Raw genomic sequence first — 24,778 nt, 5'->3', positions numbered from 1 at the left:
TTAATTCGTAGTGCCAAATTGGGCAAATATTGGGGCGAAAGCTGGCTTTAACATGTCTCCGCGCCAACCTTGCCAAATTTTTGGGAAAGGTTCGCCAGTTAAATAAGCGGTTGCTATTTTACCGACTGCGCGCTTGCTTGCGACAACATTGGTTTCCAGCCCTACTTGCGCCGCTAATTTTTTCACCTCAGTTTCGAGTGCTTTTTTTAGCGGTTTCAGGGTATTAATTTCTCTAGGGTTTATCACAGGGTCGAGCGCACTGTGAGATGAGCCTTTAAAATTTTTGATCAGCTCAATTATTCGATCACCATATAGTCGTAATGTGCGCGGATGAATATCTTTGATGTTATTTAACTGTCGTTTACTTTCCGGTTTATTAATTGCCACCTGCACCATCTGTTGATCTTTCAGAATATGGTTTCGGGTGCGATTATCATGTTGACCAGTTTGCTCTCTCCATTGAAATAGTTGTTTAAACAAAACCAGCTGCATGCCGTTTAATCTATTCGCTTCTTTCGCCAAACGATAATCCTGCTCAAAATCTATCAAGTCTTTGACTTGAGCGCACATTTCATCGCATTCGGCGACAAAGTACTGATAAAATTTCTGTTGCGATATCTTTTGACTAAGTAACTCGAAAATTTCTGGTAAATAGAGAACATCATTGACCGCATAGCTTTCTTGTGTCGGTGTCAACGGTCGTTGAGTCCAGTCGGATTGAGTCTCTTCTTTGCTCAGTGTTTTATGACATAATGAGTTCACCAAGTTAGCATAACCAAGAGAAATTTCTCCCTCTAAAAATGCATAGGCGACCTGGGTGTCAAACAACGCGGAAAATTCACACTGCCAGCAGGTAAAAAGCACTTCCAGATCTTCTTTGGCAGAATGCATAATTTTGGTAACTTTTGAATCTGCACATATTTTTCGAAAGCTATCCGGGCACTCCACTTTAAAGGGATCAATCAGATAAACCGACTCTCCATCATAAATTTGCAGTAAGGCTAGTCGCGGATAATAAGTCGTTCGTCTTTCAAATTCAGTATCTATCGCCAGGTATTCACTGTCTGACCACCTTTCTGACGCGGCGGCAAATTCTTCACTATCTTCCAACCAGATAATTTTGGCGTCGGCAGTTTTTGTTTTATTTTTAGAAAAATTCAATATTTATTTCCAATAACTCACCGGTACTCGCAAAGTACCGGTTAAAACCTTTTTTAAGCTTCCCTTAATTCCCTTCTCAATATCTTACCGACATTTGATTTCGGTAAGTCATCCTTAAACTCGACAATTTTTGGTACTTTGTAGCCGGTAAGGTTGGTTTTACAATAACCAATTAATTCCTCTTTAGTGAGGCTAGGATCTTTCTTTACAACGAAAATCTTAACGACTTCGCCGCTGGATTCAGACGGAACACCAACTGCAGCCACCTCTAAAACTTTATCATTAGCGACAATCACGTCTTCAATTTCATTCGGATAAACATTGAATCCAGATACTAGAATCATATCTTTTTTACGATCAACTATTTTGCAGAAACCTTTCTCGTCCATGCATGCCACATCACCGGTGGCAAACCATCCATCACTAGTCAATACTTTCGCCGTTTCTTCCGGCCGGTCCAGGTAACCTCGCATCACTTGCGGACCTCTCACCCAAAGTTCTCCTGCTTCTCCAATTGGTAAGGCATTGCCATCATCGTCGCGAATGGAAACTTCGGTAGAACTAATCGGTAACCCAATAGTGCCGTTATATTCGGATAAATCGAGCGGGTTCATACAAACTGCCGGCGAAGTTTCGGTCAGCCCATAAGCTTCCACTAAAGCAACGCCAGTAGTTTCATGCCACTGTTTAGCAACCGACTCTTGCACTGCCATACCGCCACCAAGCGTCAGGTGTAATTGACTAAAATCAAGGTCGGCAAATCCCGGCGTATTGAGTAAACCATTAAACAAGGTGTTCACGCCAGTGATGGCTGTAAATTGATATTTACCCAACTCTTTAACAAATCCCGGCATATCTCGCGGGTTAGTAACTAAAACATTTAAACCGCCGGTTTTGCAGAAAACCATGCAGTTAGCTGTCAATGAAAAAATATGATAGAGCGGCAACGCAGTAATAATGATTTCTTTGCCAGGTCTCACCAGGTTAGACAACCAGGCATGGGCCTGAACAATGTTAGCCACCATATTTCGGTGAGTTAAAACAGCGCCTTTGGCCACACCGGTTGTTCCCCCGGTATACTGAAGAAATGCGATATCATTTTGCCCAAGCTCGACTTTATCTAATGACAGAGTCTGCCCTTTTTTAAGTGCTTGCTTAAAAGTAATCGCGCCCGGTAAACTGAATTTCGGCACCATCTTCTTAACGTATTTAACAACAAAATTGACCAGGTGAGATTTAAACCCACCAAGCATGTCACCCAGTTGAGTAACAATAACGTGTTTTAGTGGCGTTTCCGCAATGACAGATTGAAGTGTGTTGGCAAAGTTAGCAATAATCAGGATAGCATCAGCGTTTGCGTCATTCAGTTGATGTTTTAACTCTCTTGCTGTGTAAAGAGGATTAACATTGATAACCGTTAAACCCGCTTTCATCGCTCCAAAAATAGCGATCGGGTATTGCAGTAAGTTGGGCAACATGATTGCCAAACGATCACCGTGTTGTAGACCCAACTCCTTTTGCAGATAAGCAGCAAAGTCTTCAGCTTTCTGGTTCAACTCAGCATAAGTCAGTTCTGTTCCCATATTGGTGAACGCAGGACTGTCAGCATAATTTTTGACACTCTCTTCAAAAATTTCAACGACAGATTGGTACTCGTCAACATTGATTTCATGGGGTACCCCTTCAGGGTAGGAGTCCAGCCATATTTTTTGCATTGTCAATCTCCCAACACTTCAATCTCTGGCCACTAAGCCATTATTAGATTGATCGATAAATTATGATTATTTTTTTAGTGCGAACATCGTATCCGTCCAATCGTCAAATAATTGCTATCTGGAAGTAGCAAACTCAGTGAGAATGAACGCAGCCATTTGCAAGTACATCACGTCCACAAGATTTCGTTAGTGAGTGCAACTTGTCATACGACCCAAAATACTAAACTCGACACCGGAGTATACCGCTAAGGTATACTAGTCCGATGAGAATGGCAAAGTGGTTTTTCAGGATATTTTTAACAATTTCATCTAATCTGAGCGAAATTTAACCGATTTTCTGAAAAAATGTCTGAATTTGCGCTGCGCAGGTTTGCGGTTGCTCTAAGTGCAAGTGATGTCCACCAGGTATTTGTACAACTTCAAGGTATTGGATAGATTGCTTACGCGTTTGAAGAAGTTCACTGTCGGTGATGAATCCTTTTTCTCCTTCGATCAGCAATACCGGCGCTTCAATATTTGATAGCACTTCAACCAAATGTGCCTCCGACATTCTGACAGGAGAAGTAATCCTCAGCCTTGAGTCTGCCCGCCAGGTATAGCCATCTTCGACTTTGACTAATGCCCTTTCTACCAGCGGCTTGATTAAATTCTTTTCTACTTCAGACACATCCGCACGGGCGGTAAGCGCCTGGTCGAATGAGGTATATACCGGTTTTCGTTTGCCCGCCAGTGCTGCTCTTTGATTCACTGACCTGTTCAACAAACTAACACCATCTTCCGGCTTTGCGGTCAATGGCCCGATAGATTCAATTAGCACCATCGCTTTAACTCTATCAGGTAGGCTCGCGGCGTATAATGTTGAAATTGCCCCCCCCATCGAATGCCCTAGCAAGTTGATTTGTTTTTGTTCAAAATGGCGCAGTAAATCGTCGATCAAATAAATACCATCGACAAAGTGATAAGTCACTCCCGGTGGGATATGATCAGAGTGACCATGTCCAGGAAAGTCGATAGCGACGATTCTCAAATCTGGCATAAACTCAACTAAACTTTCAAATGTCGCCAGGTTATCCAGCCAGCCATGTAGTGCGAATACCAGTATTGAGCCATCAGGATTCCACTCGACTACAGAACACTGACACCCGGCAAGGTTTAATTTATATTCAATCATTTTGAAAGGTAGCTATTCGACTAAAAAATCCATTCTATCGAATAGCGTTTGGATTTTCTAATCGTGAGGAGTCTCTTTGACTTTTTTGAGTGCTTTTAATACCTGTCTTTTAGCGTACTTTTTTAAATCCTTAACTTCTTCTCTCAACTGCTCGCCCGGTGACTGCTTTTCGAGAAAATTACAAACATACTTGGCGGGCATATTATTGAGGGCGATGGCAGCAATGTCTTGAATTGATACATCAGAGGTGGGAACCTCGGTTTCATTATCTTCAATCAGTAAATGAATTTGCTCAAATACAATTTCTTCCGCTAAATTTTCCAGATCGTCGTTATAATACATTTCTTTATACATTAAGGACTCCCAAGTTAAGAACTTATGTTATTTTTTCAATCCCAAAGCAAGCATAGTAAAATCAGTATTTAATGAAATAAGTTTCTGATTTTGTTCAACAGAGGCTGCATTTTTAAGCCACTCTGCTACAAGTCTAGAACATATCTAAACATTTTCCCGGCTAGTTTTTTGTTAAATGTCGCGTAAAATACCCCTGTTTCGCATTAATCATCTCGTATACATATAAATGTCGCCAAATAAAACAATTGAAAACAACACCGCTGGGCCGGAAAAAGTTCAAAACTATCAGGTTATTGTAATCGGCGCCGGGGCTGCAGGATTGATGTGCGCGGCCACAGCAGCGGAAAGAGGTAGAACAACCATCGTTTTAGACCATGCGAATAAAATGGCCAAAAAAGTATTGATGTCCGGTGGTGGACGCTGCAACTTCACCAACCTTTATGTGGAACCAGAAAACTTTCTGTCGCAAAACGAGCATTTCTGTAAATCTGCACTTAGTCGTTATACCCAGTGGGATTTCATCTCGCTGGTTGAAAAACACGGCATTGAATATTATGAAAAGGAGCACGGGCAGCTATTTTGCAAAAATTCATCGAAAGATATTCGCGACTTACTACTCACCGAATGCCAGCAGGTCAATGCAAAAATACAGCTCAAGTGCCACATTGAAAAAATCGAAGCACTTGCTGAAAACCGCTTTGAAATAACCACCTCTCTGGGCTGCTACCAATGTGAATCACTGGTAATCGCGACAGGTGGTTTATCAATTCCAACAATGGGCGCAACTGGATTTGGTTACCAGGTTGCGGAGCAGTTTGGTCATAAACTTGTACCGACTTCAGCAGGTTTAACACCGGTAACTTTCAACGGGAAATTAGGCCAGGCTTTTAAGACGCTTGCCGGTAATTCAATTTCAGTTGAAGTGTCTTGCAATGGCGCTAGCTTTAAATCTGCAATGTTGTTCACACATAAAGGTCTTAGCGGGCCTGCTATTTTACAGATTTCTAATTACTGGCGTCGCGGTGAACCACTCACTATCAATTTGCTACCTGATACTGATATCACTGAATGGTTACAAACGAATATAGAACAACGACCAGAAATACAATTAAAAACGCTACTCTCCACTCAATTCAGCCAGGCTGTCGCCGGTTTTATCAGCGATTTATTAGCACTGAACTGCAAACTCAAACAACTGAACAGTCAACAAATTGCTCATGTTGTAGAGAAGTTAGAACAATGGCAGGTTTATCCCGACGACGTTGAGGGATATCGTGTCGCAGAAGTGACACTTGGTGGCGTTGAAACCAACGATATCTCGTCAAAAAGTTTTGAGTCTGGTAAACAACCTGGGCTTTATTTCATCGGCGAAGTACTGGATGTCACAGGACATTTAGGCGGCTTTAATTTCCAGTGGGCATGGGCCTCTGGATACGCTGCAGGGAGTTATGTGTAGAATGGGTATGTATAGAACAGGTATGTGCAGAATGGATATGTGTAGAGCGGATTTGAAGCACTAAATATATCTTCAGGTATTTAATGCTTCTTTTTTTACAAGTAAAACTGATGGATAGCAAAGAGTGTCGACACTCTGTAAATAAAACAGTGTAACTTACGACTCCTCGACGCTCTCCTCCAGTTCTGCAACCGGCTTTTCTTGATTGACCATCTTAAACAAAATACCGGCTATTCGGTCTCTCATCTCACGGCGATCAACAATCATATCGATAGCGCCATGGTCGAGTAAAAACTCACTCCGCTGAAAACCTTCAGGCAAGGTTTCACGAACCGTTTGTTCGATAACACGAGGACCGGCAAATCCAATCAATGCATTGGGCTCACCGATATTAATATCACCCAACATGGCCAAACTGGCGGAAACACCGCCCATTGTAGGGTCGGTTAATACGGAAATAAAAGGTAGGCCTTTATCAGACATTCTGGCTAATGCTGCGCTCGTTTTCGCCATCTGGAAAAGAGAAATCAGCGCTTCCTGCATTCTCGCACCACCACTGGTCGAAAAACAGACCAACGGCAAGCCTTCTTTAATACAACGTGAGGCAGCGCGAACAAACTTTTCACCAACAACTGCTGCCATTGAGCCCGCCATAAAGTTAAACTCAAACGAGCAGGCAACAATCGGTAAACCTTTTAGAGTACCACGATAAACGACTAAAGCGTCATTTTCGCCCGAGGCCTTTTGCGCTCCTGCGATACGATCTTTATATCGTTTTGAATCTTTAAATTTGAGTCGGTCAATGGGTTTTAGATCAGTACCTAACTCTTCCAACTCTCCTTCGTCGAGAAAACTAATCAATCGAGTTCGTGCACTAATTCTCATGTGATACGAACACTTAGGGCAAACTTCAAGACTGCGTTCTAGTTCAGCTTTGTAAATCACTGCATCGCAGTTTTTACATTTAGCCCAAACGCCCTCGGGAACCGACTTTCTGCGGTCCGCGACTGAAGTTGTTCTTTTAGGTAATAAACGCTCAAACCAACTCATTATTGTATGGCTCTTTTCTATTTATAATTAAAAAACTGGCGGTATTCTACCACCGTTTATTCAAAGGTTAAGAGTTTAATCTTTGAAAACTGGTCTAATCACTAAAATAAAATGATAATGCTTAGGGCGTGTTTATCTTTCGTTCTTTGAGATTGCCGAGGTCATTTTTTTGTTCAGCAAGGCAAAAGATGGGCCATGTAGCCATTCTACAGGTTCATCTTTTAACGCTGCTGGGCGAAAAAATGGCCCGGCCCTTCGGGTTGTGGCTAAAATTTCGCCACTCTGCGTCGTTTGTCGCTCATTTAGAATAACTAAACCACGCTCCGCTCTTCTTGATTGGCAAAATTTTAGCCGCAACAATCTCAAAGAACGAAAGATAAACACGCCCTAGTCTCTCTTTACTAATTTAAGTTCCTGTCATTTTCTAACTGTTAATTTCTCAACGCGAAATTTTAACCTTATTACACGAGATAAAAATGAAGTTTTTGTTAAGTATCTTTTGGACTTTTTTTCATCGAAAAGCTAATCGATACAAAGCTCTGACTGTTCGCTATTAAACCTATCAAGTAGTCGACAAGTTATCAGGAAGTAATAATGGCCCCAAGGACGATTCAGGAACGGAAAACTCATCAGGATAGCCAACATCAACCAGGTAAAGGCCATCAGGCTTGGCGGTTTCGGGTGCCTGAGTGCGATCCTGTCTAGAGAGTACTTCTGCCACATAATCAACAGACTGCTTGCCTGTGCCGACATTGAGCAAAGTACCAACAATATTTCTGACCATATGGTGCAAAAACGCGTTTGCAGCAATATCGACAATGACATAGTCATGCCAACGAAATACACCAACTTTTTCAACGAAACGAAATGGCGTTGGTGACTGACACGAAGAAGCTTGAAATGAAGCAAAGTTTTGCTCACCTAACAGTGCCTGTGCGCTTAAGTTCATCGCACTATCATCAAGCTTATCTCTCACCCAGGTCACTTTTCCTGACAAGGTTGCAGAACGATGTCGCGTGTTTTGGATAACATATCGATAACGCCTTGAAAATGCGCTGTGTCTGGCGTGAAAGTCTGATGGCATTTGTTGCGCCCAGGTGATCGAAATATCGTCAGGCAACAGTGTATTTGCGCCAAGAAACCAGGCCTTTAGCGGTCGCTCCGATTTGAGTTCAAAATTAACAACCTGTCCTGTTGCATGAACACCAGTGTCAGTTCTACCCGCGCAAAAAACACTCACCGGGTGATTCGCTATTTGAGATAAAACTTGCTCCAGGTTTTGTTGAACTGATGGAGAATGGGATTGCCTTTGCCAACCACAATAGTTAGAACCGGAATACTCAACTCCCAACGCAATATTCATCGAATTCACCATAACAACTTCTAATCAACTAAAGCTGAATCAATACATCATTTTATATCGAATTAGCTCTACTACTATCATCTTTAAACTCAGACTTTACCACTAATTTTCTGACAATAATCACCGGTAAAATTGACCAATAAAAAAAGGCGGTCAAACCGCCCTTTTTAATTAACTAGCCATTATTCACTAATCAACTTTATCTAACAACGCTTGTGCCTCAGATTTTTGTGAGTCGCTGCCTTCCGATACAACTTCAGATAATATTTCTTTAGCACCGTCAGCATCGCCCATATCAATGTAAGCTCGGGCAAGATCTAACTTAGTAGCAATCTCATCGGTAGAGTCATCACCAACAGCACCGTCAAAATCTGATGTGTCGTCATCATCAAAGTCAAACTCATCGTCATCAAGGTCTAGCCCAATATCATCGCCATCGTCTAGCTCAATATCGTCGGCATCCTCGTCTAAATCTAAAGCGAAATCATCTTCATCCAGACCCTTTTCTTCACTTTCCTGCTCTTGCATTAAATCTTCATCAATTGAAAAATCATCGTCATCAAGAGAGTCAAATGTTTCAGTTACCGCATCTGAAGATGCTTCGGCCGGTGTTTCTTCATCGTCGAGACCCAAATCCATATCGATATCAAACTCTTCCTCATCAGCCTCCGTTTCATCAAGACTGAAATCATCTGAGATATCGTCACTGCTCTTAGCTTCATCATCAACTGCGTCAATTTCGGCGGCGAAGCTGTCATCTTCATCATCCCCAAAAATGTCTTCTGTTGAAGGTAAGTCAAAGCCGTCTTCACTATCGGCTTCGCCTGACCAGGCCTGAGCTCTTAAATTACCAATTTGTTCAGCCCATTCATCGGCGTCAACCGCTTGCGATACCTCTTGAGCAAGCGCTTCAAATTTGTCTTTATCTTCTGTCTCAGCGTAGCATTCCATCAACTTCACTTTAACATCAGAGCGAATTGGATTTTCTTCAATGGCTTCAAGCAGCAAACTTTCGGCCTGCTCATATTTTCCATAGGCAATGTATATATCTGCTTCGCCTAATGGATCAAAACTTTCCTCTTCTTGTTCAGGGCTGGCATCTGCAGACTCATCCATATCCAGCTCAACCAGCATATCATCGCCTACATCAGGTAATTCGAAAGTTTCTGTCGTATCCATTGAACCCGCACCAGCACTAGCAACCAGGTCATCCTGGAAATCGTCTTCTTCCATACGCTTGCGCATACGCCAGAAAACAGCCATCGCGATCAATGCAATAACGCCCAGTATCCCGCCCCAAAGCAAGCCACCCGACTCCATCAGTTCTTCAACAAAACCCTTTGGTTTCGGTTCCTGAGCAAAAATAGGTTTCTTATTATCTGTGCCCGTAGTAGCCTGATCATTGGCAGGCGTTGGGGTTTGCGTAGCATCCGAACCGCCGGCTTGCTCTGCAGAAGTCGCGGAATCACTATCTGTAGCCGTGCTATCACCTAGCGTTGAGTCTGTGGTATCTGATCCAATATCTGAACCAGTTTCAGCGATCGAAGAATCAGAGTCGCTGATTTCTCCACTGATTGCTTCGCCTTCTGTGGTATCTAAATTGCCGCTTGAAACTTCATCATTTTGCCCTGTTGATGAGTCCTGACTCTGCTGAGTCAACGCAGCTAGCTCGGTGTCAGTAATATTAACGGCTGAATCACTCACTGACTCTAACTTTGCCAGAGCATCTGCAAGACGCGCTCGCAATTCATCATTTTCAGCTTGTAGCGTCGCACTTTTCTCTTGCGAACTAACCAGCTGGTTTCTAACCTGCGATAATTGACTGTCTGAACCACCGGAGCTGCCATCAGTACCGCTATCAGTGTCTGGCGCAGCTAACGACAATCGACCTTCTCCTGTCATTTGGCTAGAAGTAGTGCCGCCGGTGTCATTGCCAACAATACGTCTGGCACCACCTGATCGCCATTGTCTGTTCTGGGTAACAACATCCTGCAAAGCAGCTCGGTGAGGAACTTGTGAAATAGTATTCGCATCTGGAATTTGCAACACTTCACCACGCATCAAGTTATTGATATTTCCATTCGCAAAAGCATGGGGGTTTGCACGATAAATCGCTACCAGAGTCTGGTGTATGGTCACTTGAGAATCAGGTCTGGTTTTGCTGGCGATACTCCAAAGTGTATCGTTAGGTGATACTGGGCCATAGGTACTTCCGGAAAACGTCGGCTGTGTATTTTGACTTGGCGTATAAGTAGTTTGCGGAGCACTTGGCTCCGCTCTTTGCGTTGATTGTTGTGATGATTGTTGCCGACTAGTCTGAGTTCTTTCTATCGTGGATGCCGTGGAATCTTCAAAAATGGGCGGGTCCAGTAAAAATGTATATTCCCGAATAATTCGCCCATTCGGCCAATTCAATTCAACCAGAAAGTTAACGAAAGGTTCTTTAATTGGTTCTCTTGTGGTGAGTTTGATAATGACCTCGCCACTGTCACTTCTAATAGTTTCAAAACGAATATTATTTAAAAAGAATAAACGCTCAACCCCGACCTTTTCGAACTCTTGCGCACTAGCCAGAGACGCATGAAGCTCATGTTCGGCTAAGTCGCCTGCAGATAAAAGCACTATTTCAGCGCTAAGTGGTTGGTTTAAACCTGACTTCAACTCATATTCGCCCAGTCCGACCGCAACAAGGGTGCTCGAATAAAAGCCGACGGCAGAAACGATTAGGAGGATCAGTTTGCGAAACATACGCTATTTCCCTTGTATTTTAACCTTTATAGCCCAAATCTAGTGTCGAAACTCAACTTTTCTGAATAATGGGAATAGTTTCAGCTATTTGTAACTATTCCATAAAGTTACGACAACAAGTTAAGAGTTTTCTTTATGATATTGCGGTAACTATAGCTTATAATTGGCTTTTTACCAATAGCTATCCCGTCACAAATTTTACAAAAAACGCATAAACAACCAATGATCACACAATATATTTTGTGCCCTATAGTATTTTAGTCGAATCAACGGCGCTTTATTGAGTTAAAGTTCAAGAATTTGTCATTTTTAACCGGATTCTTACAAGTGTGTCATTTCTACTTTTGTGTCACGCATTAAAAAAGGGCTCATCGCCCTTTTCCAGAGTATAAACTGAGAGGATTAAATCGCGCTAAATTAGCTCAGAATCAGCCGCCATTACAGCTTCATAGCCACATTCGACTTTTTCACACAACCTTGCGACATTGGGCAAGACTTGATCTCTATAGTAATTGGCAGCGAGTAATTTGCGCGCCTTGAAGTTCGGCGCAGCGCTCTCACTTAAACTATTAACAATTTTCAACCACATCCAGCCATAAACCAGGTGACCTGCTGCGTGTAAATAATCAACAGCTCCGCCCTGCAATTCGTATGAACGCGCTGAAAAGTTGGCTTTCAACCACTCGCTGGTGCTTTTAAACTGTGACAAAGCAGTTTGCAGTGCCTGTTTCAGTGCTTCTGACTCAGCTGATGTCGAAACCTCTATTTCCTTCTCGATGAGTTCACAAACAGCGTCAAGTAAACCATCTTTATCTAAACATACTTTTCGAACCATGAAATCCTGAGCTTGAATACCATTGGTTCCTTCATAAATCTGTGCAATTTTGGCGTCGCGAACTAACTGCTCAAGCCCCCACTCGCGCACGTAACCATGCCCACCGAGGACTTGAACACCATGATTACAGGCTTCATACCCTTTATCAGTGAAAAACGCTTTCGCAATCGGCGTTAGCAAGGCCATCAACCCCGCTGATTGTCTTCTTTGTGTTTCGTCTGCATGGTGGTATTGTTTATCGATCTGCAAACCCATAAACACCGCCAATGCACGACCTGCTTCGTTAAAAACTCGCTGTTGCAACAGCATTCTTCGTACATCTGCGTGCTGATCAATTGAAGCGAACTCTCCATCGGCATTTCTTCCCTGTTTACGCTCGCTCGCATAAGCTTTCGACAATTGATAGGAGGTTTCACCCAGACCAATTCCCTGGATACCAATAGACAGACGTTCAAGATTCATCATGGTAAACATCGCAAATAAACCACGATTCTCCTTACCCACCAGATAGCCTTCGGCACCATCAAAGTTCATCACACAGGTTGACGAAGCTTTGATGCCCATTTTATGTTCAATGCTGCCACAAGTGACGCCATTAGTATCACCAAGACTTCCGTCAGCATTCACCTTGATTTTAGGAACCAGGAACAAACTGATCCCTTTCGGGCCTTCCGGCGCACCAGGTAGTTTGGCTAACACCAGGTGTATTATATTTTCCGATAAATCGTGTTCTCCACCAGTGATAAATATCTTAGTGCCACTGATGCTATAGGTTCCATCATTATTATTTTCGGCTTTAGTTTTAATAATTCCGAGATCAGAACCAGCGTGTGGTTCGGTTAATCCCATCGCGCCTGCCCAGCGTCCTTCCAACATCGGCGGTAAATATGTTTGTTTGAGCTCATCTGACGCGTGAGCATGAATCGCATGGTAAGCGCCGTTGGTAAGACTGGGGTATAAACAGAAAGCGGTATTTGAAGAATAAATCATTTCTTCAATCAATACGTGGAGCGCTTTGGGTAAACCTTGGCCTCCATATTCAGGATCGCCATTAGTCCCTTGCCAACCAGATTGACAGAATTCCTGATAAGCCTCTTTAAAACCTTTAGGCGTTGTTACTGTACCATTTTCAAAGTGACAACCTTCTTCATCACCACTGCGGTTTATTGGGAAAAGGACATTTTCTGAAAATTTAGCCGCTTCTTCCAGGATAGCGCTGTAGAGTTCCGAATCAAAATCAGTGAAAGCTTCAACTCCACCGAGAGAGTCTTCAATCTTGAATACTTGATTCAAAAGAAAATTCATATCTTCAAGGGGGGCTCTATAACTCATAATCTGCCTTAATCTGGTTAAATAAAATTCGTAAAAAAGGCTCTAAAAAGAGCCTTCAAATTCAACTATGCCAGATATATTATCACATATTTTCAAACGCGTGTTTTAATCTGATTGATTCTTGTCAAAATGTTCCCAATATTTGACGACTGTTTGCTTCATATCCTTATGAAGTAACAGGATTCCCACCAGGTTGGGAATAGTCATCATCGCAACGGTGACAAGGGCAACGTCCCAGATAATTGATGAATCGATGATTGATGCCAGGAAAAAGGCAGAAACATACACAATTCGATATGGAAGAACAGACTTCTCGCCGAACAAATAAATCATCGCTCGATCACCATAGTAAGACCAGGCAATTGCAGTACTAAACGCAAATAACAATAAACCAATCGAGACGATATATTGCCCCCAGTCACCAAAAAATCCTCGCTTAAATGCTTCAGAGGTAAGCTTCACCGAATGGACCAGTGATTTGCCGGACACCACCACATCTTCAGTGCTTAGCTTACCGTCTTTGATCTCAATCGAGCCGCTGTATACCTCATCATTCAAATAATAAGTCACATCTTCAGCAACAGAACGAGCTGCAATCAAAGTAAAGTCATTGCTGATTGCCTTGCCGTTTTGAACATTAATGCTGCCAGAAAACTCTTTGACGCCGCCGTCTTCCTCATTTTCAGTATTCAGATAGTGGAATAACTGATTCACATTTTTGGCGTCTTTGTCAGAATAACTGCCTTGAACATAGGTCATGTCCGCGCGATCGAAATTGTTCTGATGTTTTTCAGTCCACACACCCGATGAAAGGATAACAAGTCCGGTAATGGTACAAATGACGATAGTGTCAATAAATGGTTCTAACAACGAAACCATCCCTTCTGAAGCCGGCTCTTTACCACGGGCGCTTGCATGAGCGATTGCAGCGGACCCTTGCCCTGCTTCGTTGGAAAATAAACCACGACCAACACCACGTTGCATGGCATAGGCAAAACTGGCCCCCAGGAAACCGCCTAGTGCAGCAGAGCCAGAAAACGCGTTTTGAAAAATAGAGAGGAATGATGGTCCGATATTTTCAAGGTTGGCAAATATGACCGCCAGGGCTCCAATGATATAAATTGCAGCCATTGTCGGTACGACTTTCTCCGCAAAGTGTGCAATACGCTTAATTCCGCCAATGATGACCATTGACAATACAACTGCCAGTACCGCACCGGTAATCCATTTGTCGATACCAAAAGACTCATTCATACCCACCGCGATATTGTTAATTTGCGGCATGTTCCCGCTTCCCATAGAGCTAACAACCGTTGCAATCGCAAAAATCACAGCTAACCACTTCATGTTCAGCTTCTTTTCCATGTAGTACATTGGCCCACCTGCCATAGTACCGTCAGCCGTCTTTTCTCGATATTTATGGGACAAAGTTACTTCGACAAACTTGGTAGTCATTCCAAAAAAAGCAGTGACCCACATCCAGAATAAAGCTGCTGGTCCGCCAAAATAAATAGCTAAAGCCACTCCACCAATGTTACCTGTGCCAACGGTTCCGGATAAGGCTGTTGATAAAGCCTGAAAGTGACTGGTATCACCAGGCGCATCGTCTTTCGCATATTTCCCACGCAAAACTCTGGTTGCATGTCCAAAGTAACGAATCTGTGGAAAACCAAGATAGAGGGTAAAAAGAACACCCGTGCCGATTAATAAATATGGAAAGAAAGCATGACCACCCAAATAGGAGTGTAGCAACTGTATAAGATCAGAAAACGCGTCCAAAAGATTGCCCCTTATTTAATGTTATTAATAATTATTCAGGGCATTATAAACGAATAAGAATAGAAATAGCTATCTAGATGGTTGAACCTGATTTATCCAACCAATTCAAGGTTTAATCCGCATTCTTACGCCTTTGTCAACAGATAAGAGGATTTCGCTGGCTTCAATATTATCGGGAAATAAACAGCCAGAGATTTGCGCCGACGCGATACTGGCAGAATATAAGTTTGCTTGGCTAAAATCGATTCCTCGAAGATCCGCAGCTCGAAAATAACAACCACTAAAGTTAATTCCCGCTGCATCTAACCCTCGCAAATCAAGACCTCGAAAGTCACTGTCATGAAAGTCAACCTGAGGGACACTTGCCTTTTGCTGGTTAAACTCCTCAATTTTCCCATCGCGAAGTAGATGATAGAGTGGATCTTCCGGAAATCTCAAAGCCATCGGTTACTCCTCAAACCTGAATGATTAACGCTAATAATTTTTAGCTTTCAGTCTTGAGTATAGACATATGAGCGAAACTCGCCCAATTTTGACTAAGCGGACAGGGAACGGCCTCTCTTCCCGAGAATCCGCGGTTTAGAAAGAATATTTAAGCAGCGCTAATTTCCAACCAACGCTAACAACACACCGGCGGCAACAGCAGAACCAATCACCCCCGCAACGTTTGGTCCCATCGCATGCATCAATAAGAAATTATGTGGATTTGACTCTAACCCAACTTTATTAACCACTCGCGCAGCCATCGGCACTGCCGAAACACCGGCAGCTCCGATAAGTGGGTTAATCTTACCACCGGTCATTCGAGACATTAGTTTTGCCATTAGCACGCCACTAGCAGTACCAATTGAAAACGCCACCGCGCCCAACAACAATATTCCAATAGTTTCCCAATTTAAAAACTTGTCGGCTGAAAGCTTTGAACCAACGCCTAATCCGAGAAAGATTGTTGTAATATTAATCAACGCGTTTTGCGTTGTTTCTGAAAGTCGATTGACTACGCCGCTTTCTTTCATCAGGTTACCGAAACAAAACATACCGATGAGTGGTGCCGCTGCGGGCAACAACAAAACACACAATGCCAATACCAAGATTGGAAACGCGATTTTTTCCCGCTGAGAAACCGGTCTTAGTTGAGTCATTTCAATCGCGCGTTCTTTTTCGTTAGTCAATAAACGCATTATCGGCGGCTGAATAATCGGTACGAGTGCCATATAAGAATAAGCGGCAACCGCTATCGCACCCAATAAATCTGGCGCAAGTTTTCCCGCAAGAAAAATTGCAGTCGGACCATCGGCCCCACCAATGATTGCAATCGCAGAAGCATCCTGAATTGTCCAGTTAATTCCCGGAACTGAATTAAGCGCAAGCGCGCCAAGTAGCGTCGCAAAAATACCAAACTGCGCCGCAGCGCCTAAAAACAACGTTTTGGGATTGGCGATGAGGGCCCCAAAATCGGTCATCGCCCCGACCCCCATAAATATAAGTAGCGGAAATACGCCAGTATCGATACCAACTTCGTAAACATAGTGTAAAAGACCACCAACCTCTGCAATACCCGCCACGGGAATGTTACTGAGGATCGTGCCAAAGCCAATTGGCAGCAACAGCAAAGGCTCAAACTCTTTGCTGATGGCCAGATACAAAAGTACCAACCCCACTACAATCATTGCCATTTGGCCAACATTAAAATTTGCGATACCGGTGTTAAGCCAAAGTTGTAGCAAGCCTTCAGACATTGTTATTTCTCTTATCGTTTTTTAAAAGCTAAAGTGATTATCTACAAGCATCTTTTGACGACTACTTTCAAATGTCTGCTGCTTGAGTTTTAATTGAGGGCAGCAATGCTGCCTTTAGCGCAAGTCGATTATGCCAACCCGAGTAGAGGATCGGATAAATTGACAGAGTCGCCTTCCTTAACAAAAATTTGTGAGACACTTCCCGCAGCGTTAGAACGCACTTCCGTTTCCATTTTCATCGCCTCAAGTACAAGGACAACCTGCCCTTCGGTCACAGTGTCTCCCGGGCTCACCAAAACTTTGAAAATATTACCCGCCAGAGGTGCTTTAATCGTTACATTTGATGTGGACGGTGCGGCTGGCGCAGGCGCTGATGCCGTTTGAGTCGCAGGACTGGAATTCGAAGATCCTTGTTTAACCTCTGTCAACGCGCCGCTGGGTGCAACGGTCACCTGGAATACTTTTCCATTAACATTAACGTCATAGCTTTCCGGCGATGTCGATACGTTAGACCCTGGACTTTCCGCTGCTGCTTTTTCAGTCTCTTTGTCGAGTGTTGGAGCGGGTTCGAAAGCATCGGGATTGTTTCTATTTTTAAGAAACTTAATGCCTATTTGCGGAAACAATGCGTAAGTTAGTACATCATCAATTTTATTTTCAGCAAGTGAAATTCCCTCTTCTTTTGCAATACCGCTAAGTTCAGTACTCAATTTATCAAGTTCGGGTTCGAGTAAATCAGCAGGTCGACAAGTAATTGGTTGTTCTCCCTTGAGCACCTTCGCCTGAAGCTCTCCATTAACCGGCGCCGCTGTCGCGCCATATTCGCCTTTTAACACGCCGGCTGTTTCTTTACTGATATTTTTGTATCTTTCCCCGGTCAGAACATTCAACACCGCCTGAGTACCAACAATCTGCGAAGTGGGCGTTACCAACGGAATGTAGCCCAGGTCTTTTCTGACTTTTGGAATTTCTTTTAAAACATCATCCAGTTTGTCACCCGCTCCCTGCTCTTTCAGTTGGTTCTCCATGTTGGTCAGCATGCCACCGGGCACTTGCGAAACCAGAATTCGGGAATCGACACCTTTTAAGCTGCCTTCCCACTTAGCGTATTTTTTTCTGACTTCTCTAAAATAGGCTGAGATTTCTTCAAGCGCAGGTAAACTTAAACCGGTATCACGTTCTTCCCCTTCTAAAATCGAAACAACAGATTCAGTCGCAGAATGTCCATAGGTCATACTCATGGATGAAATACTGGTGTCCACGCTATCAATTCCAGCTTCAACCGCTTTAGTAATTGTTGCAGTACTCAAGCCTGTTGTCGCATGAGCGTGCAGTGCGATAGGAACTTGAATCGATTCTTTCAAGCGAGTGACGAGTTCTTCAGCCACATAAGGTTTAAGTAATCCAGCCATATCCTTAATACAAATGGAATGGGCGCCCATATCTTCAAGTTGCTTCGCCATGTCCAGCCACATATCAATCGTATGAACCGGGCTCACGGTGTAAGACATGGTTCCCTGAGCGTGCTTGCCAGTTTTGATGGTGGCTTTGATTGCCGTTTGCAAATTGCGCATATCGTTCATGGCATCAAAAATTCTAAAAACATCCATACCATTAGCTGCCGCGCGATCAACGAATGCCTCAACAACATCATCGGCATAATGGCGATAACCAAGAATGTTCTGCGCTCTGAATAACATCTGCTGTTGAGTGTTTGGCATCGCAGCTTTTAGCCGACGTAACCTTTCCCAGGGGTCTTCACCTAAAAAACGAATACAGGAATCAAAAGTTGCGCCGCCCCAGGTTTCAATGGACCAATAGCCAATTTGATCCAACTTCTCGGCAATAGGAAGCATATCTTCGATACGCATCCGAGTAGCAAACAAAGACTGGTGGCCATCACGTAAAACAAGTTCGGTAATACCCAATTTACTGGTCATTATGTTTCCCTATTTTTTTGAATATTTTTGTCGATAGGCGTGCACGGCGCTGGATATCGCCGCGATTTCTTGGTCGCTTATTACATTATTATTTCGTAAATTGTTGTCTCGAAAATTATTGGTGTCTGGGATACTTTCTATCATCGGTTCACTTAAAAACTTCTTCATGATGCTGATAACGATGACCAGAAGCGATAAAAAGACAAAAACCATTCCCATGCCCACAAGCATGAGTTGGATACCATCAGAGATAAGATTTGATTCGTTCATGGCGGCGCAGTTTAAATAGTTTTATAAAAAAAACGAAATAACTCGATTTAATATCAAACTAGTGAAACAAAAGGAGAATTATCTGTCAACAGGGTAGCTCTAAACGAAGTCTGAACCAGTGAGCTCGCCTCATCACTTTTTGAAATAATAAAAAATTATTAACCGGAATTCGGGGTAACAAGAACAAAAAAAGCCAGGCTAAGCCTGGCACAAAAAGGAGTATTACGAATGACGAGTTTGGCGACTAAACCTGAAAAATTAAACAGATGAGCCACCAGATAATTATCTTTCTGCTTTACGTAAACGCAACGCTAAAGGTTTCAAGTTTCCAGATATCAGCGACTGGCTCCGGCATGTTTTAACAGGCAACCAGCAGTAATAACAAACTCTGACTTCCAAAAATCGACATACGAGATAATACTGAATAACCGTAGCGTCAAATAAGGTAAATATTTCACCTATGTAAATATTTACTATATTTCATACAAAATAAAATTAACTAGACAGTGCCTAGACTTGAGCAGCATTTCTTATTCCAAGTCCAGAATTCTCATATTGCTAATTAACCTCAGGTTAATTAAGACATTGAAGCGAATAAAGATGCCGGGTTGTCAAGCCTGCTTCGTGGTACAACATAATTTGTATCACGAAGCCGAAACAGCGCAACCGGCTTTGAGAAAGTTTTTTTATGCCGAAGTAGACTACTTTCTACTTCGGTAAAGCACGAATAAGGCCATTAAAGGGATCAAAAAGAATAAGCTACCCGCTGCTTCAAATTCTGCTTCAGTGGTGGGCGCAGGCTCTCCTCCTCCGGTTTCACCGCCACCGGTGTCTCCACCACCGCCGTCATCACCACCTCCATCGTCTCCACCACCGTCATCTTCCGAATCATTATCAGAAATGGTGGTGGTCACTGTTGCCGGAGAACCTAACAAAGCGCCATTAGTCGGGTTAGATAATTGTAAGCTGAATGTTTCATTTTGCTCTTGTTCTTGATCTTCAAGAACAGTCACTGTGACAACCTGCGATTTTACCCCTTCAGCAAAAGTGACTGTCTCACTAACCATATTGTAGTCTGCGCCAGCAACCGCAGTGCCATCGGAACTATTTAAATCAACAGTCACTTCACCAGTAGCGCCAAATGACCTTAATATCGTTACATCGAGAGTACCGTCCCCTTCACCGACAGAATAATCAACTCGACTAAAGAAAAATGTGCCTGGCTCAGCGGCAAACTCATTATCAACAATGGTTACTTTGGTCTGTACCTGGCTACCAAGTACTGCCCCGTTAACGACATTACTGAGGGTTACCGAGAACACTTCTGAGCCTTCGAATATATCGTCATCGGCTAGCGTCACAGTAATGGTCTTAACATTTTCACCGTCGGCAAAAACCAAAGTTCCGGCGTCAGCAACATAGTCATCGGGTGAAGTGGCAGTATCGGTACCAACAGTTGCCACTGCATAATCGACGCTTACCTGACCTTGCGTTCCTAACGCTCGATTCACCGTCAGCGTAATGCTGGCGTCAGTTTCTTGGGCGGTTGCGGTAGTTGTATCCAATTCAATTAAGCCAAACTGTGCGGCCGGACCAATTGAGATAATCCAGTCAAAAATAGTATTTCTATCAGCCACACTAATCAGGTTACCACTCGGCGGCATCACACCACCGCAGCCAGGATTTGCCTGAGTAATTTTTTGATAAAGCACGGAATTGTCAGGATCTCCTGGAACAACTCTCTTCATGTTACCGTTACAGGTTGCGTCAACATCCACAAGCTGTGCTTCGGAGGTTGCAGCGTCAACTAAAGATAAATTCCCGCTCGGGTTATTCGCACCATGACAGTTAAGACAACCGTTGTTAACAAATACTGCCTGAACCTCAGCTGGCACATCAGCACTGACATGCCACGAAAATAATGAACAAGCGAACGCTGAAACAAAGCCAAAGATTGTTTTAGTTGGTATTGATTTTTGGTAAGCACGCATTCTGTTACTCCGCGTATTTTTCGGATCATGTCGAATAGTAAAAATTGCTACTACCGGCCAAACACTAAGAAATATCAGGTACAGGCCGTAGCAACAGCAAACCGTCGCGACGAGATTTTAAAGACTAGTATAATAAGCTAGATTTGATTTATAACGGCTAAAACTATCACAAATTGAGGTAAAGTTGACGGTTATTGCAGGATTTTGTGAACTGAATTGCAATAACAAGATAACAATTCTTTACGACAGAGCTGGTTATTTAGCGGAACGGAATAATCAGGTAATAAAAAAGCCAGACTATGTCTGGCTTTTTTACAAGATTGACAGATTGTGCAACCTTACAGGTTATCTGCTTCTTCAGACAGGTATTTAGCGACACCTTCTGGAGAGGCTTGCATACCTTTGTCTCCTTCAGTCCAACCTGCAGGGCAAACTTCACCGTGATCCTGATGGAATTTAAGTGCATCAACCATTCTTAACATTTCATCAATGTTACGTCCTAATGGAAGGTCGTTAACAACTTGATGACGAACATTACCTTCTTCGTCGATTAAGAAAGATCCACGGAATGCAACGCCTGCTTCAGGATGCTCAACATCGTAGGCTTTACAGATTTCGTGCTTAACATCAGCAACCAAAGTATAACCCACTGCTCCGATACCACCGTCTTCTACAGCAGTATTTCTCCAGGCATTGTGAGAGAAATGAGAGTCGATAGACACACCAATTACTTCAACACCACGCTCCTGGAAGTCTTTTAAGCGATGATCAAAAGCAATCAACTCTGATGGACAAACAAAAGTAAAATCTAGTGGGTAAAAGAACACAACCGCTTTTTTACCTTTGGTTGCTTCTTTGAAATTAAAGCTATCAACAATTTCGCCATTTCCTAACACAGCTGCAGCTGTAAAATCAGGTGCTTCGCGCCCAACTAAAACGCCCATAACAATCTCCTAGTTTTTTCAAATATAATAATCAATTGATTGAAGAGTCCCTAAGATACTCCGAATCCTTTAGTTAACCCAATTGAGCCTTTCAATAGCTTATATTGGGCAAGTCTATTAATCAGTTTTTTTATCAATAAAATCAGAATGCTGACCCCAAAATCTGTATTCTTGGGGCGGCACTGCCGGCGTCCACACTAACAACACAATGACGCACACCTTAAACTACTTCCAAATCATAGTACAAAACCCGATTAACATCGGGTTAATTAGCTGAATCACATCGTTGATAATCTCATTTGTGACTCGTTAAAATCCAGCTCAGAGATGATTAAGAAAACTCTCTTCATTTTGGCTGGTTATTATTTCTTCAGTCATTTTAATATTGAGTTTTTCTAATTCTTCCAAAACAGGTTCATAAATGTCCTGAGTAACTGGAATACACACGCCTTTGCGAGTAATTTTTCCTGACAATAGCAGATCTGCTGCTATTGCTGCGGGATAACCGACAGTTTTAGCCATTGCGGAATAACCACCCACATCGCCCTTTTCGATCAAGGTTGAGCGGTGGAATGTCTTGTTGCCTTTCTCGTCAACTAGTACTAGACGATGTTGCATAACAATCATGTCCTGCTCGTCATTTTCATATTTCAGTTTGTCAGTCAGAAGATTACAAAAGGCCTCAATAGGACTATTTCCCTTCACTTGTTCATCAGAAAAACAACCTAGCCAGGCAAAACTATCATTAACAGATTGATTATCGACCAATTTTTCGCCAAGTTGCTCTGGCTCCACACCGCTCAGAGAGGACATTAATTCTTGCCAACTTGCTGGCGCTTTATCGGCAAATGGTTGAGCAGATAGCAAGCCAACCCGTTTTGCACTATCAATCACCGGGCCAAATCCAGCGTAGCGCAATGTGCCGCGTAGCAAAGTTTGTACTTCAGGAATTCTGTAATCTTCTTTATAACCCAGGGAATCTCGATTCGCGTAGCCCTTCAGGTCCATTTCACTGGTTAGCGTGACATCTCGCATAGAATTTAGCAAATCATCGCCAGGAATCGATTTCTTCTCGCCTCGGCGCAGATAATAAGCATCGTTTGAAACAGCCGATAGCACGGCCATCGGAGACCAGGAAAATTTGTAGCCTAACGGGTTGTTGTTAGCTTCAGGTGCCGGAATACCACCACACCAGGAGACTAACGCCTCAACTTTAGAGCCTTGCTCGTGCGCTTCATCAATAACCTGCATTGCGGTCATGTGATCGATACCTGGATCAACACCAATTTCATTCAGAATGGTAATTCCCGCTTCTTTCGCAGCCTCATCCAATTTCCACATATCTTCATGGGTATAGCTAGCGGTAACCATCGATGTTTTTTCAGCGACGCAAATCTTGGCGACTGACACATGGAATTGGAAAGGAACAAAAGAAACAACAAGATCGGCTTCTTTGACTAATTCTCGCATCTCAGCTTCATTAGTCACATCGACCTGGAGCGGCGTCAATCTGTCCCTGCCTCCCACTAGTTCTTCAGCTTCATACAAAAACTGGGAACCAACGGTAATGTGATGATTTTTTGCGTGTAAATATTCGACAAGTGGTCCGGTTACAAAGCCCGCACCAAGAAGTAGGATGTTAGCCATAATCGATCTCGGATATGTTTTCTAGATGAATTGCGCAACCCGATTGGGTTACCAATTCTCAAGTTGAATCAATCAGCTCAAAAGTTATTCATTTTGAAGTCTGAAATCTGCTGGCGATGGAGAATAGCTAGTATTTGAGGCAGTGTAAACCTCAATCGCGAGTTTTACGCCAAGATTTTGATCAAGTGAGCGCTTTTTTATTTTGCTATTTGATGAGAAAAGAAAACGGTTTTAATGTCCCAGACATTTAATATCTCAGACACAAAAAAAGCCCTCAATGAGGGCTTTTCAATACATACTATCATTATTTTAAAGAAACAAACTGTGTCTGGAGCTTTATTGCTTCTTTGGTTTCATGTTGACCAATTATCCCCTGTTTAAAGCTTTGTGATGGCGGCCGCTCGCCAACCCACATGCGTAGTAACAAGCGATACAAATCACGAGCTTGCTCAAAAGTTCCTATCACGCGCCCATTGTAGGTTATGCTGATTTCACTTCTGTTCTGATAGTCAAAACGAACGATATCGCCTTTTTTATAACTGCCTCTAAATAATCTGACAAACTGCTGTAGCTTTTCTTTTTCAGCATCAATATTCGCTTTTGAATTGTTAATTCTGATCCCTTGAGCTAAATTACGCCCAAAACCCCTTGCTGAGACTTTACTTTCGGAAGCAAAGCGAAATTCCATTCTTCTTGGCGCATCGATGTAGACTAAATCTTCAGCATCATCATATTGTGCTGCTTCATCTACATAAAAAGCGCCTAGATAATAGTCCTTTTCCATCATTTGAGTGAGGCCCACACCGACTAATAGCAATGAGCGTTCAGCACCTTTAAGTTCAACCTTGCTAATCGCAAGTATTTTATCTGCAACGGTTTCTTCAGCTTCTACACCACTGAATATACCGAATGACAGTACTACTATAATAAATTTAAAAAGTTTCACTTTTCACCCCAATCTTCGTTGTCGAAACACCACTAATTAATAAACTAAACGCTCTCGCGTTCTTACTTATATCGTCCATGAAGATTGATAAAATTGCCGGAACTTGCGCTAATGACTGTTTTTATTGTTTTTGCCGTTTTTTCGTCTTTTATTCTATTTTTTTATAGAAACAATCAATGTTTTAACTTAACCGCTAACTATATGTCAATCATTTATCTCGGCAAAGTGACTTAATTACGTAAATTTTCATTAAAATTAACAATAAGTTAACTGACAAAATTAATATTTTTGATAATTTCTAACAAGTTTTGGTAATTTTTAGCAAGTATCTAAGTAT

Annotated in this window: 18 protein-coding genes; 1 reads left to right on the top strand and 17 read right to left on the bottom strand. The window is 42.7% G+C overall.

Annotated elements, in window-relative coordinates; genetic code table 11:
* The 4 genes from FLL46_RS24715 to FLL46_RS24700 form a co-directional block, all read right to left on the bottom strand.
* Entirely contained in the window at window positions 1-1,161 is a 1,161-nt protein-coding gene (locus FLL46_RS24715; protein ID WP_142934765.1) for a ribonuclease D, read from the bottom strand.
* A gap of 53 nt (window positions 1,162-1,214) precedes the next feature.
* Window positions 1,215-2,876, bottom strand: coding sequence for a long-chain-fatty-acid--CoA ligase FadD (gene fadD, locus FLL46_RS24710; protein ID WP_142934763.1), 1,662 nt, complete (start codon window positions 2,874-2,876; stop codon window positions 1,215-1,217).
* A 325-nt stretch (window positions 2,877-3,201) separates the two neighbouring features.
* Complete coding sequence (locus tag FLL46_RS24705) at window positions 3,202-4,047, bottom strand: alpha/beta fold hydrolase (RefSeq protein ID WP_142934762.1); 846 nt, start codon at window positions 4,045-4,047, stop codon at window positions 3,202-3,204.
* Between the two features lie 57 nt (window positions 4,048-4,104).
* A complete protein-coding gene (locus FLL46_RS24700) occupies window positions 4,105-4,401 on the bottom strand; it encodes a late competence development ComFB family protein (RefSeq protein ID WP_142934760.1) in 297 nt (98 codons plus the stop codon).
* A 226-nt stretch (window positions 4,402-4,627) separates the two neighbouring features.
* On the opposite strand from FLL46_RS24700, the gene FLL46_RS24695 reads away from it, so the two are divergent.
* Window positions 4,628-5,857, top strand: a complete 1,230-nt coding sequence (locus FLL46_RS24695; protein ID WP_142934758.1) for a BaiN/RdsA family NAD(P)/FAD-dependent oxidoreductase — start codon at window positions 4,628-4,630, stop codon at window positions 5,855-5,857.
* A 156-nt stretch (window positions 5,858-6,013) separates the two neighbouring features.
* Here FLL46_RS24695 and accD read toward each other — a convergent pair whose 3' ends face one another.
* The 13 genes from accD to FLL46_RS24630 form a co-directional block, all read right to left on the bottom strand.
* Entirely contained in the window at window positions 6,014-6,907 is an 894-nt protein-coding gene (gene accD, locus FLL46_RS24690) for an acetyl-CoA carboxylase, carboxyltransferase subunit beta (RefSeq protein ID WP_142934756.1), read from the bottom strand.
* A 562-nt stretch (window positions 6,908-7,469) separates the two neighbouring features.
* Complete coding sequence (truA, locus tag FLL46_RS24685; protein ID WP_142934754.1) at window positions 7,470-8,270, bottom strand: tRNA pseudouridine(38-40) synthase TruA; 801 nt, start codon at window positions 8,268-8,270, stop codon at window positions 7,470-7,472.
* 189 nt (window positions 8,271-8,459) lie between these two features.
* Entirely contained in the window at window positions 8,460-11,018 is a 2,559-nt protein-coding gene (locus tag FLL46_RS24680; protein ID WP_142934752.1) for a motility hub landmark protein FimV, read from the bottom strand.
* A 412-nt stretch (window positions 11,019-11,430) separates the two neighbouring features.
* Window positions 11,431-13,185, bottom strand: coding sequence for an acyl-CoA dehydrogenase (locus FLL46_RS24675; RefSeq protein WP_142934750.1), 1,755 nt, complete (start codon window positions 13,183-13,185; stop codon window positions 11,431-11,433).
* Window positions 13,186-13,290: 105 nt separating this feature from the next.
* Window positions 13,291-14,964, bottom strand: a complete 1,674-nt coding sequence (locus FLL46_RS24670) for an alanine/glycine:cation symporter family protein (RefSeq protein ID WP_142934748.1) — start codon at window positions 14,962-14,964, stop codon at window positions 13,291-13,293.
* A 105-nt stretch (window positions 14,965-15,069) separates the two neighbouring features.
* Entirely contained in the window at window positions 15,070-15,408 is a 339-nt protein-coding gene (locus FLL46_RS24665; RefSeq protein ID WP_142934746.1) for a pentapeptide repeat-containing protein, read from the bottom strand.
* Between the two features lie 158 nt (window positions 15,409-15,566).
* Entirely contained in the window at window positions 15,567-16,703 is a 1,137-nt protein-coding gene (locus FLL46_RS24660) for a sodium ion-translocating decarboxylase subunit beta (RefSeq protein ID WP_142934745.1), read from the bottom strand.
* Window positions 16,704-16,831: 128 nt separating this feature from the next.
* Window positions 16,832-18,643 (bottom strand): sodium-extruding oxaloacetate decarboxylase subunit alpha, encoded by a 1,812-nt coding sequence (gene oadA, locus FLL46_RS24655; RefSeq protein WP_142934743.1) that lies wholly within the window; start codon window positions 18,641-18,643, stop codon window positions 16,832-16,834.
* A gap of 9 nt (window positions 18,644-18,652) precedes the next feature.
* A complete protein-coding gene (locus FLL46_RS24650; protein WP_142934741.1) occupies window positions 18,653-18,913 on the bottom strand; it encodes an OadG family protein in 261 nt (86 codons plus the stop codon).
* Window positions 18,914-19,614: 701 nt separating this feature from the next.
* Window positions 19,615-20,904: a Calx-beta domain-containing protein gene (locus FLL46_RS24645; protein WP_142934739.1), complete on the bottom strand. Its 1,290-nt coding sequence runs from the start codon at window positions 20,902-20,904 to the stop codon at window positions 19,615-19,617.
* A 338-nt stretch (window positions 20,905-21,242) separates the two neighbouring features.
* On the bottom strand, window positions 21,243-21,848 hold the full coding sequence (locus tag FLL46_RS24640; protein WP_142934737.1) for a peroxiredoxin: 606 nt from the start codon (window positions 21,846-21,848) through the stop codon (window positions 21,243-21,245).
* 321 nt (window positions 21,849-22,169) lie between these two features.
* Window positions 22,170-23,495, bottom strand: coding sequence for a saccharopine dehydrogenase C-terminal domain-containing protein (locus FLL46_RS24635; protein WP_142934735.1), 1,326 nt, complete (start codon window positions 23,493-23,495; stop codon window positions 22,170-22,172).
* A gap of 304 nt (window positions 23,496-23,799) precedes the next feature.
* Complete coding sequence (locus FLL46_RS24630; RefSeq protein ID WP_142934733.1) at window positions 23,800-24,441, bottom strand: chalcone isomerase family protein; 642 nt, start codon at window positions 24,439-24,441, stop codon at window positions 23,800-23,802.
* Window positions 24,442-24,778: the final 337 nt, after the last annotated feature.

The sequence above is a fragment of the Aliikangiella coralliicola genome, assembly GCF_007004725.1.
GTDB classification, from domain to species: domain Bacteria; phylum Pseudomonadota; class Gammaproteobacteria; order Enterobacterales; family Kangiellaceae; genus Aliikangiella; species Aliikangiella coralliicola.
This window is presented reverse-complemented; position numbering and strand designations above follow the sequence as displayed.

Bases quoted from the DNA above. Each gene is read 5' to 3' on its own strand.
- fadD (WP_142934763.1), bottom strand. From the start codon at position 2,876: ATGCAAAAAATATGGCTGGACTCCTACCCTGAAGGGGTACCCCATGAA.
- FLL46_RS24705 (WP_142934762.1), bottom strand. From the start codon at position 4,047: ATGATTGAATATAAATTAAACCTTGCCGGGTGTCAGTGTTCTGTAGTC.
- FLL46_RS24700 (WP_142934760.1), bottom strand. From the start codon at position 4,401: ATGTATAAAGAAATGTATTATAACGACGATCTGGAAAATTTAGCGGAA.
- FLL46_RS24695 (WP_142934758.1), top strand. From the start codon at position 4,628: ATGTCGCCAAATAAAACAATTGAAAACAACACCGCTGGGCCGGAAAAA.
- accD (WP_142934756.1), bottom strand. From the start codon at position 6,907: ATGAGTTGGTTTGAGCGTTTATTACCTAAAAGAACAACTTCAGTCGCG.
- truA (WP_142934754.1), bottom strand. From the start codon at position 8,270: ATGAATATTGCGTTGGGAGTTGAGTATTCCGGTTCTAACTATTGTGGT.
- FLL46_RS24680 (WP_142934752.1), bottom strand. From the start codon at position 11,018: ATGTTTCGCAAACTGATCCTCCTAATCGTTTCTGCCGTCGGCTTTTAT.
- FLL46_RS24675 (WP_142934750.1), bottom strand. From the start codon at position 13,185: ATGAGTTATAGAGCCCCCCTTGAAGATATGAATTTTCTTTTGAATCAA.
- FLL46_RS24665 (WP_142934746.1), bottom strand. From the start codon at position 15,408: ATGGCTTTGAGATTTCCGGAAGATCCACTCTATCATCTACTTCGCGAT.
- FLL46_RS24660 (WP_142934745.1), bottom strand. From the start codon at position 16,703: ATGTCTGAAGGCTTGCTACAACTTTGGCTTAACACCGGTATCGCAAAT.
- oadA (WP_142934743.1), bottom strand. From the start codon at position 18,643: ATGACCAGTAAATTGGGTATTACCGAACTTGTTTTACGTGATGGCCAC.
- FLL46_RS24650 (WP_142934741.1), bottom strand. From the start codon at position 18,913: ATGAACGAATCAAATCTTATCTCTGATGGTATCCAACTCATGCTTGTG.
- FLL46_RS24645 (WP_142934739.1), bottom strand. From the start codon at position 20,904: ATGCGTGCTTACCAAAAATCAATACCAACTAAAACAATCTTTGGCTTT.
- FLL46_RS24640 (WP_142934737.1), bottom strand. From the start codon at position 21,848: ATGGGCGTTTTAGTTGGGCGCGAAGCACCTGATTTTACAGCTGCAGCT.
- FLL46_RS24635 (WP_142934735.1), bottom strand. From the start codon at position 23,495: ATGGCTAACATCCTACTTCTTGGTGCGGGCTTTGTAACCGGACCACTT.